The organism is Actinobacillus equuli, assembly GCF_900636745.1.
GTDB classification, from domain to species: domain Bacteria; phylum Pseudomonadota; class Gammaproteobacteria; order Enterobacterales; family Pasteurellaceae; genus Actinobacillus; species Actinobacillus equuli.
Map to the genome: position 1 here is coordinate 1,252,482 of NZ_LR134310.1, position 17,136 is coordinate 1,269,617.

Genomic DNA, 17,136 nt, shown 5'->3' on the forward strand with positions numbered 1-17,136 from the left:
AGCGTTTGCTTTTTTTCGTGATTTTTTCTATTTTTTTATTCATCGAAACGTTTCGATAAAATAAAAAGTAACCTAAAAGGAGGAAATATGAAAAAAACAGCGGTATTAAATGCACAACTTTCCGGTGTGATTGCCAGCCTAGGGCATACGGACGGCTTAACCATTTGTGACGCCGGCTTACCGATTCCTTCTGGACAACAATGTGTTGATTTAGCCCTTACTAAAGGTGTACCAAGTTTTTTATCTACCTTGGAAGTGGTGCTAACTGAACTCTTTGTCGAACGTATTTTATTGGCGGAAGAAATTAAACAATTTAACCCGACCGTTGAACAGCAATTAATTGAAATTATTTATGAACTTGAGCAAGAGCAAGGGCGTAGAATTGAGGTGGAATACGTGGCGCACAGTGAATTTAAGCAACGTAGTAATCAAGCGAAAGCAGTGGTGCGTACCGGTGAATGTTCGCCGTATGCGAATGTGATTCTTTACTCAGGCGTACCGTTCTAGAGCGAGGAAAATATGAAAACCTTGTTGAAAATCAGCGGAATTGATAAAGCCTTTCCGGGCGTACAAGCGTTAAAAAATGCCTGTTTAAATGTGTATGCGGGTAGAGCGATGGCGCTAATGGGCGAGAACGGTGCGGGCAAATCAACCCTGATGAAAATTCTGACCGGTATTTATCAGCGTGATGCCGGTACGATTGAATACCTAGGTAAAGCGGTCAGCTTTGCCAATCCAAAAGCCTCGCAAGAAGCTGGTTTAAGCATTATTCATCAAGAACTAAATATTTTAGGTAACTTGTCGATTGCGGAAAATATCTTTCTCGGGCGTGAATTTACCAATGCTTGGGGCGGTATTGATTGGCGCAAAATGTATGAGGAATCCGACCGCTTGTTGGCGCGTCTCGGGGTAAAACATTCCAGTCGCCAAGCGGCAAACGAATTATCGATCGGCGAATTACAAATGGTGGAAATTGCCAAAGCCTTAAGTTTTGAATCACAAGTGATTGTAATGGACGAACCGACCGATGCGTTAACCGATACCGAAACCGAAGCGTTATTCAGCGTGATTCGAGAACTCAAAGCAGAAGGACGAGGCATTGTTTATATTTCTCACCGTTTAAAAGAGATCTTCCAAATTTGTGATGATGTAACCGTATTACGTGACGGTCAATTTATCGGTGAAAGTACAGTGGCGGATTTAACCGAAGATCGTTTAATTGAGATGATGGTTGGGCGTAAGTTAGAAGATCAATATCCGCATATTGATAATCCGATCGGCGAGGTTTGTTTATCGGTTAAAAATTTATCAGGTAGCGGTGTGAATAACGTTTCGTTTGAATTGCATAAAGGCGAAATTTTAGGTGTTTCCGGTTTGATGGGCGCAGGGCGTACCGAGCTGATGAAGGTATTGTACGGCGCATTACCGAAAACCGCCGGCGAAGTGCTATTAGACGGCAAAACGATTGATAACCGCTCCAGCCAAGACGGCTTAAATAACGGTATTGTCTATATTTCGGAAGACCGTAAAGGTGACGGCTTAATTTTAGGTATGTCGGTCAAAGAAAATATGTCGCTGACCGCTTTGGAATATTTATCGAATTGGGGACGTATTAACCACGAAAAAGAGAATATGACCGTGGTGGATTTTATCGATCTGTTTAATATTAAAACCCCAAGTCCGGATAAGATTATCGGCGAATTATCCGGCGGTAATCAGCAAAAAGTGGCGATTGCCAAAGGCTTAATGACTCGCCCGAACGTGTTGATTTTAGATGAACCGACCCGAGGTGTGGACGTAGGGGCGAAAAAAGAAATCTATCAGCTGATTAATAAATTCAAAGCTGAAGGTTTGAGTATTATTTTAGTCTCAAGCGATATGCCGGAAGTATTAGGGATGTCCGATCGCATTATTGTAATGCGAGAAGGTGCCATTCGTGGCGAGTTTTCTCGCACAGAAGCCACCCAAGAAAAATTATTATCCGCCGCAATCGGCAAATAAGTTAGACGCTTTTACAAGCGGTTAAATTTAGCAAGAATTTTGCAAAAGGAATCAATATGAACAAAGCATTTAATCTAAAAAAATTCCTGATAGAACAACGTTCGATCATTGCATTACTCGCATTAATTGCGGTGGTGTCATTTTTAAATCCGAATTTTTTTAGTGTCGATAACTTACTGAATATCCTACGCCAAACGTCAGTAAATGCGATTATTGCGATCGGTATGACGTTTGTGATTTTAATTGCAGGCATTGACCTTTCGGTCGGTTCGGTCTTAGCACTAACCGGAGCGGTAGCGGCAACTTTAATCGGTTTAGATCTCTCGATTTATTTAGTGGTACCGGCAGTATTGTTATTTGGTGCGGCAATCGGTTTGTTAAATGGTGCATTAGTCGCCTTCGGTAAAGTACAAGCGTTTATGGCAACGTTAATCACTATGTTGTTATTACGTGGTGTCACCATGATTTATATGGAAGGTCGCCCGATTTCTACCGGTTTTTCCGACAATGCCGATTACTTTGCCGAGATTGGTACCGGCGAATTATTCGGTGTGCCGGTGCCGGTTTGGTTAATGTTTATCTTATTTGCTATCGGTTGGTTTATTCTGACTCAAACCCGCATCGGTCGTTATATTTATGCGCTTGGCGGTAATGAATCGGCAACCGCACTTTCCGGTATCAACGTGAATAAAATCAAATTGTTTGTGTTTGCAGTCAGCGGCGTGTTAGCAGCACTTGCAGGTTTAATTGTCACCTCTCGTTTAGGTTCGGCACAACCGACCGCCGGTACCGGTTATGAACTCGATGCGATTGCTGCGGTTGTGGTTGGCGGAACCAGTTTAATGGGCGGTAAAGGTCGTATTATCGGCACACTAATCGGTGCGTTAATTATCGGCTTCCTCAGCAACGCGTTGAATTTATTAGATATTGACTCTTACTATCAGCTTGTTGCAAAAGCGTTAGTAATTTTAGCAGCGGTTATTTTGGATAACTTCCTTGGCCGTAAAAAAGCGTAACCTACTCTCAAAAGGAGATTCCTATGAAAAAATTAACTTCTTTAGCACTTGCTCTAGGTTTGGCATTCGGTGCAAAAGCAATGGCGCAAGACACATTGGCGTTAGCGGTATCTACGCTGGATAACCCGTTCTTCGTTACCTTAAAAGAAGGTGCGGAGAAAAAAGCCAAAGACCTCGGTTACAAATTAGTGGTGTTAGATTCCCAAAATGACCCGGCAAAAGAATTAGCGAACGTGGAAGATCTCACGGTGCGTGGCGCGAAGGTATTACTCATCAACCCGACAGATTCGGAAGCGGTTGGTAATGCGGTGGCGATTGCGAATAAGAAAAATATTCCTGTAATCACTTTAGACCGTGGTGCGAATAAAGGTGAAGTGGTGAGCCACATCGCTTCGGATAACGTTGCCGGCGGTAAAATGGCGGGCGATTTTATCGCGGAGAAAGTCGGCAAAAACGCTAAGGTTATTCAATTAGAGGGTATCGCCGGCACATCAGCGGCTCGTGAGCGTGGTGAAGGCTTTAAACAAGCGGTAGCGGCAAACCAATTTGAAGTATTAGCTAGCCAACCGGCGGATTTTGACCGTACTAAAGGCTTAAACGTAACCGAAAACTTATTAGCAAGTCACGGTGCGGCAAAAGCGGTATTCGCACAAAATGATGAAATGGCGTTAGGTGCGTTACGTGCGATTAAAGCGGCAGGTAAAGATATTATCGTCGTCGGCTTTGACGGTACGGACGATGCGGTAAAAGCGGTAAAAGGCGGAAAACTGGCGGCAACTATCGCACAACAACCGGATAAAATCGGTGAGTTAGGCGTAGAAACAGCGGATAAATTGCTTAAAGGCGAAAAAGTCGAAGCGAAAATCCCTGTACCGTTAAAAGTGATTAGTCAGTAATTTTGGCTCCGGAACCGTTATTTTGACGGTTCCGGCATCGCTAGGTTTGTTTGAGGTCGGTTTGAGGTAATTATGAAAAAACTTTGTGTGTTAGGCAGCGTAAATGCGGATCATGTTATTCGAGTCCCTTATTTCCCGAAAGCGGGCGAAACGCTGAAAGGCGGCAATTATCACATTGCTTATGGTGGCAAAGGTGCGAACCAAGCAGTAGCTGCGGCTCGTGTGCGAGATACATCATTAGTTGATGTGGATTTTATCGCTTGTATCGGCGCTGATGATATTGGGCGAGCGATGAAACAAGCGTTTGTACAAGACGGCATTAATCCCGAACACATTGTTGAAGTTGCTGATCAAATGACCGGCATTGCGATGATTCAAGTGGCTGATTCAGGCGAAAACAGCATTGTGATTTCCGCCGGTGCGAATGCAAAGCTAGATGAAAGCGTGGTGGCACAACATCAAGCTACGATTGAAAGTGCGGATTGCTTACTAGTTCAGCTTGAAACGCCGTTACAAGCGGTCGAAAAAGCACTAAAAATTGCGAAAGCTCATCACACCCAAGTGATTTTAAATCCGGCACCGGCACAGCCGCTCTCGGACGAAATTTTAGCGAATATCGATATGATTACCCCAAATGAAACTGAAACCGCCTTACTGACAGGCGTTCAAGTGGTCGATGAACAAACCGCCCAACAAGCAGCGAATGTGTTCCATCAAAAAGGTATTCAAATCGTGTTAATTACTTTGGGAGCGAAAGGGGCGTTTTTAAGTGAAAACGGCAACGGTGAAATCATTGCCGGCTTTAAAGTCACACCGGTGGATACAACCGCCGCCGGCGATACCTTTAACGGTGCATTAGCGATAGCCTTATTAGAAGGCAAATCGATGCGAGATGCGGTAATGTTCGCCCACAAAGCCTCCTCTATTTCAGTCACCCGTATGGGCGCACAAAGTTCGATTCCAACTCGGGCGGAATTACACTAATTAGATTTTCTAAACGGAAGAGCACATGATTAATTGTGCTCTTTTCTTTTTATGGTGATGGGATTTTTGCTGTATTTCATTTGTTTCATCGTTACAATATCGTGCGTAAAAAGAGGAATGCAAAAATGTCAGAAAATTTAACCGCTTGTCCGTGTCAGTCGGGTAAGCATTATGCGCAATGTTGCCAGCCGTTTCATCTCAAGCAAGCTTATCCGGCAACGGCGGAGCAGTTAATGCGTTCACGCTATGCGGCTTATACTTTGGTGAATATTGATTATATTGTGGAGACTACCGTCCCTAGCCAGCAGAAATTTTTGGATCAGGCGGCGATGAAAGCGTGGGGTGAAAACACCAAATGGGCGGGATTAGAAATTCTCTCTCTCAAGCCGAATGTCAGTAAAATCCACAGTTTAGTAGAATTTAAAGCCCTATTTAACACAGAAAATGGCGTAGAGGCACACCACGAATTGTCACTGTTTGTGTTAGTAAATAACCGCTGGTATTTCGTTGACCCAACGGTGCCGCTGCCTTCGCAAAAGCAAAATTGTGTATGTGGTTCTGCTAAAAAATTTAAACATTGTTGCGGCGCATATCTCGTCTAGTCTTGATTACAAGCGGTTATTTTTTTGCAAAATTTTGTGAATTTCGACCGCTTGTTTTACCTCCAATTCGTTCAAATTAACATCCTTACAACATTTAGCTAATTATTATTCCATTTAGTTATTTGAAGCCTGCATAAATTTCTCTAATAATTCGAAAAAAACACAACATCATATGTTTTATCTATTAATTTTCTCGAATTAAGAGGGTTCCTACTATGTTAAAACAATTATCAGTGATTGCGGTTTCTGCGATTGCACTTGCAACATCAGCAACTTCGTTTGCTAAAGAAACGTTACTCGAAAGAATTAATGCCAAAGGTACGATTACAGTCGGTACTGAAGGGACTTATGCGCCGTTTACTTATCACGATGCGAGCGGTAAATTAACCGGTTATGATGTGGAAGTAACTCGTGCGGTTGCAGAAAAATTAGGCGTTAAAGTTGAGTTTAAAGAAACCCAATGGGACGCAATGTTAGCCGGTTTAAAAGCGGATCGTTTCGATTTAGTGGCAAACCAAGTAGGTTTAACCACACCGGAACGCCAAGCGACTTTTGATAAATCGGAAGCGTATAGTTGGTCTGGTGCGGCGTTAGTGGTGCGTAACGATGAAGAAAAAATCAAGCAGGCATCGGATGTTAAAGGCGTAAAAACCGCTCAAACATTAAGCTCAAACTACGGCGAATTAGCGCGTGATAACGGTGCGAATATTGTGCCGATTGACGGTATGGCGCAAGGCTTATTGCTCATTCAACAAAAACGTGCGGATGCAACTTTCAACGACAATCTTGCGTTATTGGATTATCTGAAGAAAAACCCGAAATCAGGTTTAAAAATTGTTTGGGAATCACCTGAAAAAGTAGGCGCCGGTTTAGTGGCGAACAAAGGTAACCAAGAAGCGTTAAACAAAATTAGTGCGGCGATAGTTGAGTTACAAAAAGACGGCACGTTGAAAAAGCTTGGCGAACAATTCTTTGGCCGTGATATTAGTGTGAAATAATTTAATACGTTCAGACGCTTTGGAGCAAGCGGTCTAAATCTGCAAATTTTTAGCAAATTTAGACCGCTTGTTTTTCTTTTTAGATTATTTAGACGTCTAGACGTATACATTTCTATCTATATCCCTTAGAATTTCATTAAATCAATTTTTATTAGGATAGTTTGTGTTAGAAAATTTATTACTGCAAATTCCATTTATGGACGAGGCACGTGTGAAACTGGTGATGGATGCTTTCTTCCCAATGGTTGAAGCGGCAGTCTTGGTTTCTATTCCGCTAGCAATCGCTTCTTTTATTATCGGTATGGCGATTGCGGTCGGTGTTGCGTTAATTCGAGTGACACCGGTAAACGGTATGCTACACCGCATTGCACTTGCGATTGTGAAAGTGTATATCTCAATTATTCGAGGCACGCCGATGTTGGTGCAAATCTCTGTGGTGTTTTACGGCTTGCCAGCGATCGGTGTGTATATTGATCCGATTCCGGCGGCGATTATCGGTTTCTCGTTGAATATTGGTGCATACGGTTCGGAAACCGTGCGTGCGGCGATTTCTTCCGTGCCGAAAGGGCAATGGGAAGCCGGTTATACAATCGGTATGACCTATATGCAAACCTTCCGCCGTATTATTGCGCCGCAAGCCATTCGAGTTGCAGTGCCGCCGTTAAGTAATACGTTTATCGGTTTGTTTAAAGATACTTCATTGGCTTCTGTGGTGACAGTAACGGAAATGTTCCGTGTCGCACAACAAATGGCGAATATGTCCTACGACTTCTTGCCGGTATATATTGAGGCGGGTTTAATTTACTGGTGTTTCTGCTGGGTGCTTTTCTTGATTCAAGCGAAACTCGAACGCCGCTTTAATCGCTTTGTGGCGAAATAATGGTTAACCACGGAAAACAAGATGATAAAAATTAGCAATATTCATAAAACTTTTGGCGACAACACGATTTTACGTGGCATCGATCTAGAAATTAAAAAAGGTCAGGTGGTGGTGATTCTCGGGCCTTCCGGTTCCGGTAAAACCACGTTTTTACGCTGTTTAAATGCGCTGGAAATGCCGGAACAAGGCACGATCACTTTTGACGGATCAGAGCCGTTAAGCGTAGATTTTTCAGCGAAAAACATCAAAAAACAGATTCTTGCCCTACGCCGTAAATCGGGTATGGTGTTCCAAAATTACAACTTATTTCCACACAAAACCGCATTAGAAAACGTGATGGAAGGTCCTGTATTTGTGCAAGGTAAAAAGCCGGAACAAGCTAAAGCAGAAGCCGAGAAATTGTTGGCAAAAGTCGGTTTATCCGATAAAGCGCAGCTTTACCCGTTCCAACTCTCCGGTGGTCAGCAACAGCGGGTCGGCATTGCACGTGCATTAGCGATTCAACCGGAATTGATGTTATTTGACGAACCGACTTCGGCACTTGATCCGGAATTAGTGCAAGATGTGCTGAATACCATGAAAGAGTTGGCGCTAGAAGGCTGGACAATGGTAGTGGTCACGCACGAAATCAAATTCGCATTAGATGTGGCGGATGTGGTGGTCGTTATGGACGGCGGTGAAATTGTCGAGCAAGGTTCGCCGGCACAGCTTTTCCAGAATCCGCAACACGAACGTACTAAACGCTTCTTACATCAAATTCGTGCGGATTAACCCTTATGACAAGCGGTTTAAATTAGCAAAAATTTTGCAAATTTAGACCGCTTGTTTCATTTATCTGATCATTCCCTTCATCATTCCTTTTATGCCCCGCAGTTTTTTCCACTCCCTCAATCTGTTACACTAACTGCCAATTTTGACTAACTTAACTGCGAAGCCATGACTCAAGATCTTTCTAAACACACGCCGATGATGGCGCAATATTTGCAACTTAAAGCGCAAAATCCCGATATTTTGTTGTTCTACCGTATGGGCGATTTTTACGAGTTGTTTTATGACGACGCCAAAAAAGCGGCGGCGTTGTTAGATATTTCTTTGACCAAGCGAGGTGCATCGGCAGGCGAGCCGATTCCGATGGCGGGCGTGCCTTATCATGCAGTAGAAGGCTATTTAGCTAAATTGGTCGCTTTGGGCGAATCGGTAGCGATTTGTGAGCAGATTGGTGATCCGGCAGCCAGTAAAGGGCCGGTTGAACGTAAAGTCGTGCGCATCGTTACCCCCGGCACCGTAAGTGATGAAGCGTTATTGCCGGAACGACAGGATAATTTAGTTGCAGCGATTTACGAAGAAAAGGGTGTGTTTGCGATTGCAACTTTGGATATGACTTCCGGGCGTTTTTTAATTACCGAATTACCAAATAAAGAAGCGCTCGCTGCCGAATTACAACGCTTACAACCGGCGGAAATTCTATATGCGGAAGATTTTTCTGCCGCTGAGATTTTAAATAATTATAAAGGCTTACGTCGCCGTCCGGTGTGGGAATTTGAGTTAGTCACGGCGATTAATTTATTAAATCGCCAATTCGGTACGCAAAGTTTAGCCGGCTTCGGAGTGGAAAAAGCCGTGGTGGCATTATGTGCGGCTGGTTGCGTTTTACACTATGCACAAGAAACGCAACGTACCGCCTTACCGCATATCAACAGTATTCATTTGGCGCAAAATAGTGACACTATTTTGCTGGATGCGGCAACTCGTCGTAACTTAGAACTGACCCAAAATTTAGCCGGCGGAACGGAAAATACGTTAGCGGCAGTTTTAGATAAATGTGTTACGCCAATGGGTAGCCGTTTGCTGAAACGCTGGATTCATCAACCGATTCGTGATTTAGAAAAATTGAAAAAGCGTCAAGATATAATTGACACTTTACAAAAAGAGCAACGTATCGAACTGCTTCAGCCGTTACTCCAAAACGTTGGCGATATGGAGCGAATTCTTGCACGTGTTGCATTGCGCTCGGCTCGCCCTCGTGATTTAACCCGTTTGCGTACCGCCTTGGCGCAATTGCCTGATATTGCAAAAAATGCGAAAAATTTGACAGCTTCGCTTGATGCACTTGTGGCACAAGTAAGCGATTTCAGCGAATTACACGCACTGCTTGAACGTGCGATTATTGAAACGCCTCCACAATTAATTCGTGACGGCGGTGTAATTGCCGCAGGTTACAATGCGGAGTTGGACGAATGGCGAGAGCTTTCTGCCGGTGCAACGCAATATTTGGAAAATCTCGAAATTCGAGAAAGAGAAGCAACCGGTATTGATACGCTTAAAATCGGCTTTAATGCAGTACACGGCTACTATATTCAAATTAGCCAAGGACAAGCGCATAAAGCCCCGATGCACTACGTACGCCGCCAAACCTTGAAAAATGCTGAGCGTTATATTATTCCCGAGCTGAAAACCTATGAAGATAAGGTGCTGAAAGCAAAAGGTGCGTCATTAGCATTGGAGAAACAACTTTATGATGAGTTGTTCGATTTACTTATGCCGCGTTTGGGCGAATTGCAGTTGGCGGCGATGGCATTATCCGAATTAGACGTACTGACCAATCTTGCCGAGCGAGCGGAAAGTTTGAACTATGTGCGTCCGACGTTCAGCTTACAACGAGGCGTGAATATCAAAGGAGGTCGCCACCCGGTGGTGGAGCAAGTGTTGAAAGATCCGTTTATTGCTAACCCTGTATTCTTAAATGCACAACGTCATTTATTGGTGGTAACTGGTCCGAATATGGGCGGTAAAAGTACCTATATGCGTCAAATTGCATTGATTAGTCTAATGGCGTATATCGGCAGTTTTGTGCCTGCGGATAGTGCGGAAATCGGTGCATTAGACCGCATTTTTACCCGTATCGGCGCAAGTGATGATTTAGCCTCTGGTCGTTCGACTTTTATGGTGGAAATGACCGAAATGGCGAATATTCTGCATCAGGCAACCGAAAACAGCTTAGTGCTGATCGATGAAATCGGGCGTGGTACTTCCACTTATGACGGTTTATCGCTGGCGTGGGCGTGTGCTGAATGGCTAGCCAAGAAAACCCAATCACTCACCTTATTTGCGACGCACTATTTTGAGCTGACCAGTCTGCCGAGTCAGTTAAAAGGCGTGGCGAATGTGCATTTAGATGCTCGAGAACATCAGGATTCCATCGTGTTTATGCACAGCGTACAAGAAGGTGCGGCAAGTAAAAGCTACGGTTTGGCGGTAGCGGCGCTTGCCGGTGTGCCGAAACAGGTTATTCAACTGGCGAAACAGCGTTTAGCGCATTTGGAAGAGATCTCATTACAAACCAAAGAAGCGCACGATAACCCGCAAGGCGATTTATTATTCGGTGCTGATTTGCAAGAAACACCGCAAATTCAACCGCTTGTTGTACAACAAAGTGACGTGGAAAAAGCATTAATGAGCATCGACCCAGATGAACTCACCCCTCGCCAAGCGTTGGATGAGTTATATCGTTTGAAGAAATTAATTGCTTAAAGGAAAAAACGCAATTTAGCTCGGGTAAGTTAGCGCCATACGGTTCGTATGGAGTAAAACGAGAACAAATGGCACAGCTCTAAGCTGGTTAAATACAAGCGGTCGTATTGGTAAAAAAATTTGCAAATACGACCGCTTTACTTTTGTCTATTTGTTATATTGCAACGAATTTGTGTTAAAATTTAACGTTTGTATTTTAGTAAATTTGAAAGAGAACTGAACGTGGAACAAAATTTAGTCGAATTTTTAACAAAAACTTTAGATGATTTAAAAGCGCAAGATATTTTAGCGATTGACGTGCGCGGTAAATCGAGCATTACCGATACCATGATTATCGCAACCGGTACTTCGGTGCGTCACGTAGCTTCAACCGCAGATCGTTTAAGCGCAGAAGCAAAACAAGCGGGCTTTGAAGTATTTGGTGAAGAAGGTAAAGCGGTAGCGGATTGGATCGTGGTCGATTTTGGTCAAGCAATTGTGCATTTATTACAAGCGGATGCCCGTGAAATGTATCAATTAGAAAAACTTTGGGCATAACCGTCATTTTTGTGGTGGCACAATGAAAATACAACTAATTGCGGTCGGACAAAAAATGCCGGATTGGGTGAAGGTTGGTTTCGAAGAATACCAACGCCGTTTCCCAAAGGATATGCCGTTTGAACTGATTGAGATTCCTGCCGGTAAACGTGGTAAGAATGCGGATATTAAACGCATTTTAGAGCAAGAAGGCAAAGCGATGTTAGCGGCTGCCGGTAAAGGCAAAGTTGTGACGTTGGATATTCCGGGCAAACCTTGGACAACCGAACAATTGGCGAGCCAATTGGAAGCATGGAAAAATGACGGACGAGATGTGTGCTTGTTGATTGGCGGGCCGGAAGGACTTTCGCCGGAATGTAAAGCAGCAGCGGAACAAAGTTGGTCGCTTTCACCTCTAACCTTACCGCACCCAATGGTGCGAGTGATCGTAGCGGAAAGTTTATATCGTGCGTGGTCACTGACAACAAATCACCCTTATCATCGAGAATAGCTTGATCTCGAATGGACATGGTAAAAAATTCTAAAATTTTGACCGCTTGTTCCGTTCGCTCTAGAACAAAATGAGATAAACAATGTTTGGTAAACTCGGAAAATTAACCAATCCAAAGCCTCGTGAGAAAGTGCGAGATGGGCAAGCGGAGAGCAATCTGTTTGCTCGTCGTGCATTAGTTGCATTTATTGGGGTATTGGCGCTTACGGGCGTGTTATTAACCAATTTGTATCATTTACAGATTGTGAATTATGACGATTACCAAACTCGTTCCAACGGCAACCGTATCAAATTGCTCCCGGTTCCGCCTACCCGCGGTTTGATTTATGACCGCAACGGTAAAGTATTAGCCGAAAATATTACCTATTTCGGGCTTTATATCATTCCTGAGAAAACGGAAAACCTGGAAGAAACGTTAGTTGAATTGCGAGATGTGGTTGGGCTAACCGATGAAGATGTGGAGGCTTTCCGCAAAGAGAAAAAACGTACCTCTCGTTATACGCCGATTTTATTAAAGGGCAATTTAAACGAAGAACAAATGGCACGTTTTGCGGTAAATCAATATCGTTTCCCAAGTTTAGACGTACAGGCGTACTACAAACGTAATTATCCTTACGGCGAAACCTTAACCCATATTCTCGGTTATGTGGCGAAAATCAACGAAAAAGATAAGAAAAAGCTCGAAGAAGAGGGAAAATTCGGTAATTATGCCGGCTCGCACGATATGGGTAAATTGGGCATCGAAAAATATTACGAAGACCAATTACACGGACAAACCGGTTTTGAAGAAGTAGAAATCAATAACCGAGGCAAAGTGATTCGCAAATTGCGTGATCAGCCGGGTGTGGCGGGCAGTAGTATTCGCTTAACCATTGATGTTGAGTTACAACAATATATTCAGAATTTGTTGGGCAACCAAAAAGGCTCGGTCGTAGTGCTTGACCCTCGTGACAGCAGTGTATTGGCGATGGTAACCAACCCGAGCTATGACAATAACTTATTTGTCGGCGGCGTCTCGGGGGCGGATTATAAACGATTATTGGAAGATCCTGCCCGTCCGTTATATAGCCGTGCCACGCAAGGGACTTATCCCCCTGCTTCTACGGTAAAACCGTTTTATGCGGTGATGGGATTGGCGGAAGGCAAAATTACGCCTTATGGGGCGATTTACGATCCGGGATTTTGGGTATTACCAGGCACAACACAGCGTTATCGAGATTGGAAGAAAGGCGGTCACGGTTCAACCAATGTGAATAAAGCGATTGCCGAGTCTTCCGATACGTTCTTCTACCAACTTGCGTATGATACCGGTATCGAAAAAATGTCGGAATGGATGCGTAAATTCGGTTTTGGGCAGAAAACGGGAATTGATATTTTTGAAGAATCCGCCGGTGTGTATCCGAATCGTGAGTGGAAACAACGCCGTCATAAAAAGCCTTGGGTACAAGGTGATACGATTCCGGTAGGGATCGGACAAGGTTACTGGATTGCAACCCCGTTACAAGTGGCAAAAGCACAAGCGATATTAATTAATAACGGTCGTGTTAATACGCCGCATTTAATGATGGAAGTTATCAGCAGCGATAAAGTCGAACCGTATAAAGACCCACTTAAATATGAAGATATTAAAGGCGTGCCGGAGCGTTTTTGGCAAGTGGCAAAATTCGGAATGTACAATGTAGTGAATGCGGCAAACGGTACCGGACGCAAAGCCGGCGGTTCGTTTTATCGTGCCGCAGGTAAAAGCGGTACGGCGCAGGTATTTAACTTAAACGGTGGTAAATACAATAAGAATGCGTTGAAAAAAGAGCTACACGACCATGCGTGGTTTATTAGTTATGCACCGTATGAAGATCCAAAAGTTTCGGTGGCGATTATTTTAGAAAATGCGGGCGGTGGCGGTTCAAATGCCGCACCGGTGGCGCGCCAAGTGATGGATTTTGCATTAAGCAAAACGCTAAAAGAACCGATCGGAACGTCGGAACAACCTTCGCAAAATATTGAGCAAATTCAACCGCTTATAAGCGAGCAAGGAAATACTCACAATGAATAGTGGCTTTAAAAAACTTTTCTGGAAAATTTTTTCTCTCGACTTATGGTTATTGCTAGGTCTGTTGTCCATCACCGGCTACGGGCTGTTAGTGTTATATAGTGCCAGTGGCGGAAGTGAGCGAATGTTCTCTAACCGAGTGATTCAAGTGACGCTTGGGTTGGGAGTCATGTTCTTTATGGCAATGATTCCGCCTCGTTTTTATGAGCGAGTTTCACCTTACCTCTACTTAGTCTGTATTGTGATGCTGATCTTGGTGGATTTGGTCGGCGAGACCAGTAAAGGGGCGCAACGTTGGCTGAATTTGGGTTTTGTACGTTTCCAACCATCAGAAATCGCTAAGCTTTCCGTACCGTTGATGGTGGCGACTTATTTGGCAAAACGTGCTTTACCGCCAAGTTTAAAAGATACCTTTATTGCATTGGGCATAATTATCGTGCCAACCTTATTAGTGGCGGCGCAGCCGGACTTAGGTACTTCGATTTTAGTGTGTGCCGCCGGTATTTTCGTGCTGTTTTTAGCCGGATTAAGTTGGAAATTAATTAGTGCCGGCGTGGTCTTCTTGGCGGGATTCATTCCTATTATGTGGTTTTTTCTGATGCACGATTATCAGAAAACCCGTGTAATGACTTTAATTGACCCGGAAAAAGACCCTCTTGGTGCCGGTTATCATATTATTCAGTCGAAAATTGCGATCGGTTCGGGCGGGATTAACGGTAAAGGCTGGATGGAAGGTACTCAATCGCAGTTGGAATTCTTACCCGAACCGCATACGGACTTTATTTTTGCCGTGTTGAGCGAAGAACACGGCATGATTGGTATATTGATCTTATTAGCGATTTATTTGTTTATTATTGCTAGAGGATTGGTTATCGGCGCTAAGTCGGACGGCGCTTTCGGACGCTTGATTTCAGGCGGTACATCACTGCTATTCTTTGTTTATGTTTTTGTAAACATTGGTATGGTGAGTGGTATTTTACCGGTAGTTGGTGTACCCTTACCGCTGTTTAGCTATGGGGGAACTTCCTATGTGACCCTAATGGCAGCGTTCGGATTAATGATGTCCGCTTATGTTCATCGTAAGCGTGCGTACACAAATAATCCTTACAGCAAACTTTAGTCAGACTTTACAGACTGATTTATAAAGTCTGAACCTTTGCTTTTTTGCGGTATCAAAAAGCACATACAAGAGCAGTTATCTATCAAAAGAAAGATAAACAGCCACCACAAGATAATCCTGTTTTGTGGGCAAAACACATCGTTACACAGTACGATATCTAAATGAGGAAAACTTATGCGATTAAGTAAAATGGTAACCCTGTTGTTAGCTGGATTCTTAACATTCGGATCATTGAATTCTGTTGCAGCAACCAAACACGCAAAACCTAGCGCAGTAAAGAAGTATTTAATTGCTAAAACTGCACAAAAATCAGTAAAACACGCCGCTTTAGTGGCAAAAGCGAGAGCGAATAAAATCGCACTAGTTAAAAGCAGATCGCTTAAAGAATTACATAAAAATACTGCACGTAGCCATTATCAGTCTGGCATCGCAAGCTACTATGCAGATAAATTTAACGGCCGCCGTACCGCAAACGGCGAAAGATTTAGCAATTCAGCGATGACCGCAGCACACAAAACGTTGCCGTTTGGCACTTTAGTAGAAGTGACCAATATGCGTAACGGACGTTCAGTTGTGGTACGAGTAAATGATCGGGGGCCTTATGCACACGCTCGCGTAGTGGATTTATCTAAAGCGGCTGCTCGCCAATTAGGAATGCACAATAGCGGAACGGCTCACGTCAAATTAGCAGTGCTAAATAAAAACAAGAAAAATACTCAAGCAGTAAGAGAAGAAGGTTAATCGTTTAGCTTTTCTTGCATTAGGGTTTGTTGAGCAATCAACAAACCCTTGCTTACGTTATATAACCTGTCATTTCCTGAAGGATTGGATGCTTTTATATGAAAAAAACATTATTTAAATCAGTAGGCCTTTGTGCTTTAGCTTTCTCCCAATTTGCCGTTGCTGACGCAAATGTGGATTTCGGTATTTCGGCACCGCAATTAAATGCGCAAAGTTATATCTTAATGGATTATAACTCAGGCAATGTTTTAGCAAGTTTAAATCCTGATCAGCGCCAATATCCGGCATCGTTAACTAAAATGATGACAAGTTATGTGGTAGGTGACGCGCTTAAACAAGGTAAAGTGAAAAACAGCGATATGGTGACGGTGACTGAGAATTCTTGGGCACAAAAATTCCCAGGCTCATCATTAATGTTTTTAGATTTAAATACGCAAGTATCGGTTGCGGATTTAATGCGTGGTTTGATTATCGTATCGGGTAATGATGCTGCGGTGGCATTAGCGGAACATACTTCAGGTTCACAACAAGCCTTTATCGACCAAATGAATAAATTTGCACAGCAGTTTGGTCTTAAAAATACCCACTTTACAACTGTGCACGGCTTAGATGAGCCAAACCAATATTCTTCAGCACGTGATATGGCAATTATCGGTGCGCATATTATTCGTGATCAGCCGGAAGAATATAAGATTTACGCTGAAAAAGAATTTAAATACAACATTAAAAAACCACAACCAAACCGCAACGGTTTATTGTGGGATAAAACCATGAATGTGGACGGCATGAAAACCGGCCATACTAGCCAAGCGGGTTATAACTTAGTTGCATCGGCAACTAACAGCAATACCCGTTTGATTTCGGTAGTAATGGGTGTAGGAACCTATAAAGGCCGTGAAGTTGAAAGCAAAAAATTGTTACAATGGGGCTTCGCAAATTTTGAGACAATTAAATCTCTGCCGGCTGGTCAAGCGGTTTCCGAACAAAGTGTTTATTATGGTGAAGCGGATAAAGTTCAGCTTGGTTCAGTTCAAGACAGTTTTGTGACCGTGCCAAAAGGTAAGGCTTCGGAGTTAAAAGCGCGTTATGAACTTGAGCGTAAAAACCTTGAAGCGCCATTAGCGAAAGGGCAGGTAATCGGTAAAGTTATTTATCAATTAGATGGCAAAGATGTTGCAAGCAGCGATTTACAAGTACTACAAGACGTGCCAGAAGCGGGTGTTTTCGGCAAAGCATGGGATTGGGTAGTATTAACGGTTAAGAGTTTATTCGACTAATTTTTGTTAGCTT

16 protein-coding genes are annotated in these 17,136 nt (G+C 43.4%); all 16 read left to right on the forward strand.

The annotated features are described in order from the left end of the window. Positions 1-87: 87 nt before the first annotated feature. The 16 genes from rbsD to EL121_RS05970 all read left to right on the forward strand — a co-directional run bounded on the left by rbsD (position 88) and on the right by EL121_RS05970 (position 17,123). Positions 88-507 carry a D-ribose pyranase gene (gene rbsD / locus EL121_RS05895; RefSeq protein WP_039198363.1) on the forward strand — a complete coding sequence of 140 codons (420 nt, stop codon included), beginning with the start codon at positions 88-90 and terminating at the stop codon, positions 505-507. 12 nt (positions 508-519) lie between these two features. Beyond that, the gene (rbsA, locus tag EL121_RS05900) at positions 520-2,001 is read left to right on the forward strand and encodes a ribose ABC transporter ATP-binding protein RbsA (RefSeq protein WP_039198365.1); all 1,482 of its coding nucleotides are present in this window, start codon (positions 520-522) and stop codon (positions 1,999-2,001) included. 56 nt (positions 2,002-2,057) lie between these two features. Continuing rightward, positions 2,058-3,017 (forward strand): ribose ABC transporter permease, encoded by a 960-nt coding sequence (gene rbsC, locus EL121_RS05905; protein ID WP_018651472.1) that lies wholly within the window; start codon positions 2,058-2,060, stop codon positions 3,015-3,017. A gap of 23 nt (positions 3,018-3,040) precedes the next feature. Next, positions 3,041-3,913, forward strand: coding sequence for a ribose ABC transporter substrate-binding protein RbsB (gene rbsB, locus EL121_RS05910; RefSeq protein WP_039198367.1), 873 nt, complete (start codon positions 3,041-3,043; stop codon positions 3,911-3,913). A 72-nt stretch (positions 3,914-3,985) separates the two neighbouring features. After that, positions 3,986-4,897, forward strand: coding sequence for a ribokinase (gene rbsK, locus EL121_RS05915; RefSeq protein ID WP_039198368.1), 912 nt, complete (start codon positions 3,986-3,988; stop codon positions 4,895-4,897). 125 nt (positions 4,898-5,022) lie between these two features. Next, complete coding sequence (locus EL121_RS05920; protein WP_039198369.1) at positions 5,023-5,499, forward strand: YchJ family protein; 477 nt, start codon at positions 5,023-5,025, stop codon at positions 5,497-5,499. Positions 5,500-5,714: 215 nt separating this feature from the next. Beyond that, complete coding sequence (locus EL121_RS05925; RefSeq protein ID WP_039198370.1) at positions 5,715-6,497, forward strand: amino acid ABC transporter substrate-binding protein; 783 nt, start codon at positions 5,715-5,717, stop codon at positions 6,495-6,497. A gap of 163 nt (positions 6,498-6,660) precedes the next feature. Next, positions 6,661-7,377 carry an amino acid ABC transporter permease gene (locus EL121_RS05930; RefSeq protein ID WP_005605560.1) on the forward strand — a complete coding sequence of 239 codons (717 nt, stop codon included), beginning with the start codon at positions 6,661-6,663 and terminating at the stop codon, positions 7,375-7,377. 21 nt (positions 7,378-7,398) lie between these two features. Further along, the gene (locus EL121_RS05935; protein ID WP_015674150.1) at positions 7,399-8,148 is read left to right on the forward strand and encodes an amino acid ABC transporter ATP-binding protein; all 750 of its coding nucleotides are present in this window, start codon (positions 7,399-7,401) and stop codon (positions 8,146-8,148) included. Positions 8,149-8,313: 165 nt separating this feature from the next. After that, positions 8,314-10,908 (forward strand): DNA mismatch repair protein MutS, encoded by a 2,595-nt coding sequence (gene mutS / locus EL121_RS05940; RefSeq protein ID WP_039198371.1) that lies wholly within the window; start codon positions 8,314-8,316, stop codon positions 10,906-10,908. Between the two features lie 222 nt (positions 10,909-11,130). Further along, positions 11,131-11,445, forward strand: a complete 315-nt coding sequence (gene rsfS, locus EL121_RS05945) for a ribosome silencing factor (RefSeq protein ID WP_005619625.1) — start codon at positions 11,131-11,133, stop codon at positions 11,443-11,445. A 22-nt stretch (positions 11,446-11,467) separates the two neighbouring features. Further along, the gene (gene rlmH / locus EL121_RS05950) at positions 11,468-11,935 is read left to right on the forward strand and encodes a 23S rRNA (pseudouridine(1915)-N(3))-methyltransferase RlmH (RefSeq protein WP_005598965.1); all 468 of its coding nucleotides are present in this window, start codon (positions 11,468-11,470) and stop codon (positions 11,933-11,935) included. 82 nt (positions 11,936-12,017) lie between these two features. Further along, positions 12,018-13,988 carry a penicillin-binding protein 2 gene (gene mrdA / locus EL121_RS05955; protein ID WP_039198373.1) on the forward strand — a complete coding sequence of 657 codons (1,971 nt, stop codon included), beginning with the start codon at positions 12,018-12,020 and terminating at the stop codon, positions 13,986-13,988. Further along, entirely contained in the window at positions 13,981-15,105 is a 1,125-nt protein-coding gene (gene rodA / locus EL121_RS05960) for a rod shape-determining protein RodA (RefSeq protein WP_039198374.1), read from the forward strand. The genes mrdA and rodA overlap by 8 nt, the downstream gene beginning before the upstream one ends. Positions 15,106-15,279: 174 nt before the next feature. Then, the gene (locus EL121_RS05965; RefSeq protein WP_039198375.1) at positions 15,280-15,846 is read left to right on the forward strand and encodes a septal ring lytic transglycosylase RlpA family protein; all 567 of its coding nucleotides are present in this window, start codon (positions 15,280-15,282) and stop codon (positions 15,844-15,846) included. A 98-nt stretch (positions 15,847-15,944) separates the two neighbouring features. Continuing rightward, entirely contained in the window at positions 15,945-17,123 is a 1,179-nt protein-coding gene (locus EL121_RS05970) for a D-alanyl-D-alanine carboxypeptidase family protein (protein WP_039198376.1), read from the forward strand. Positions 17,124-17,136 lie beyond the last annotated feature (13 nt).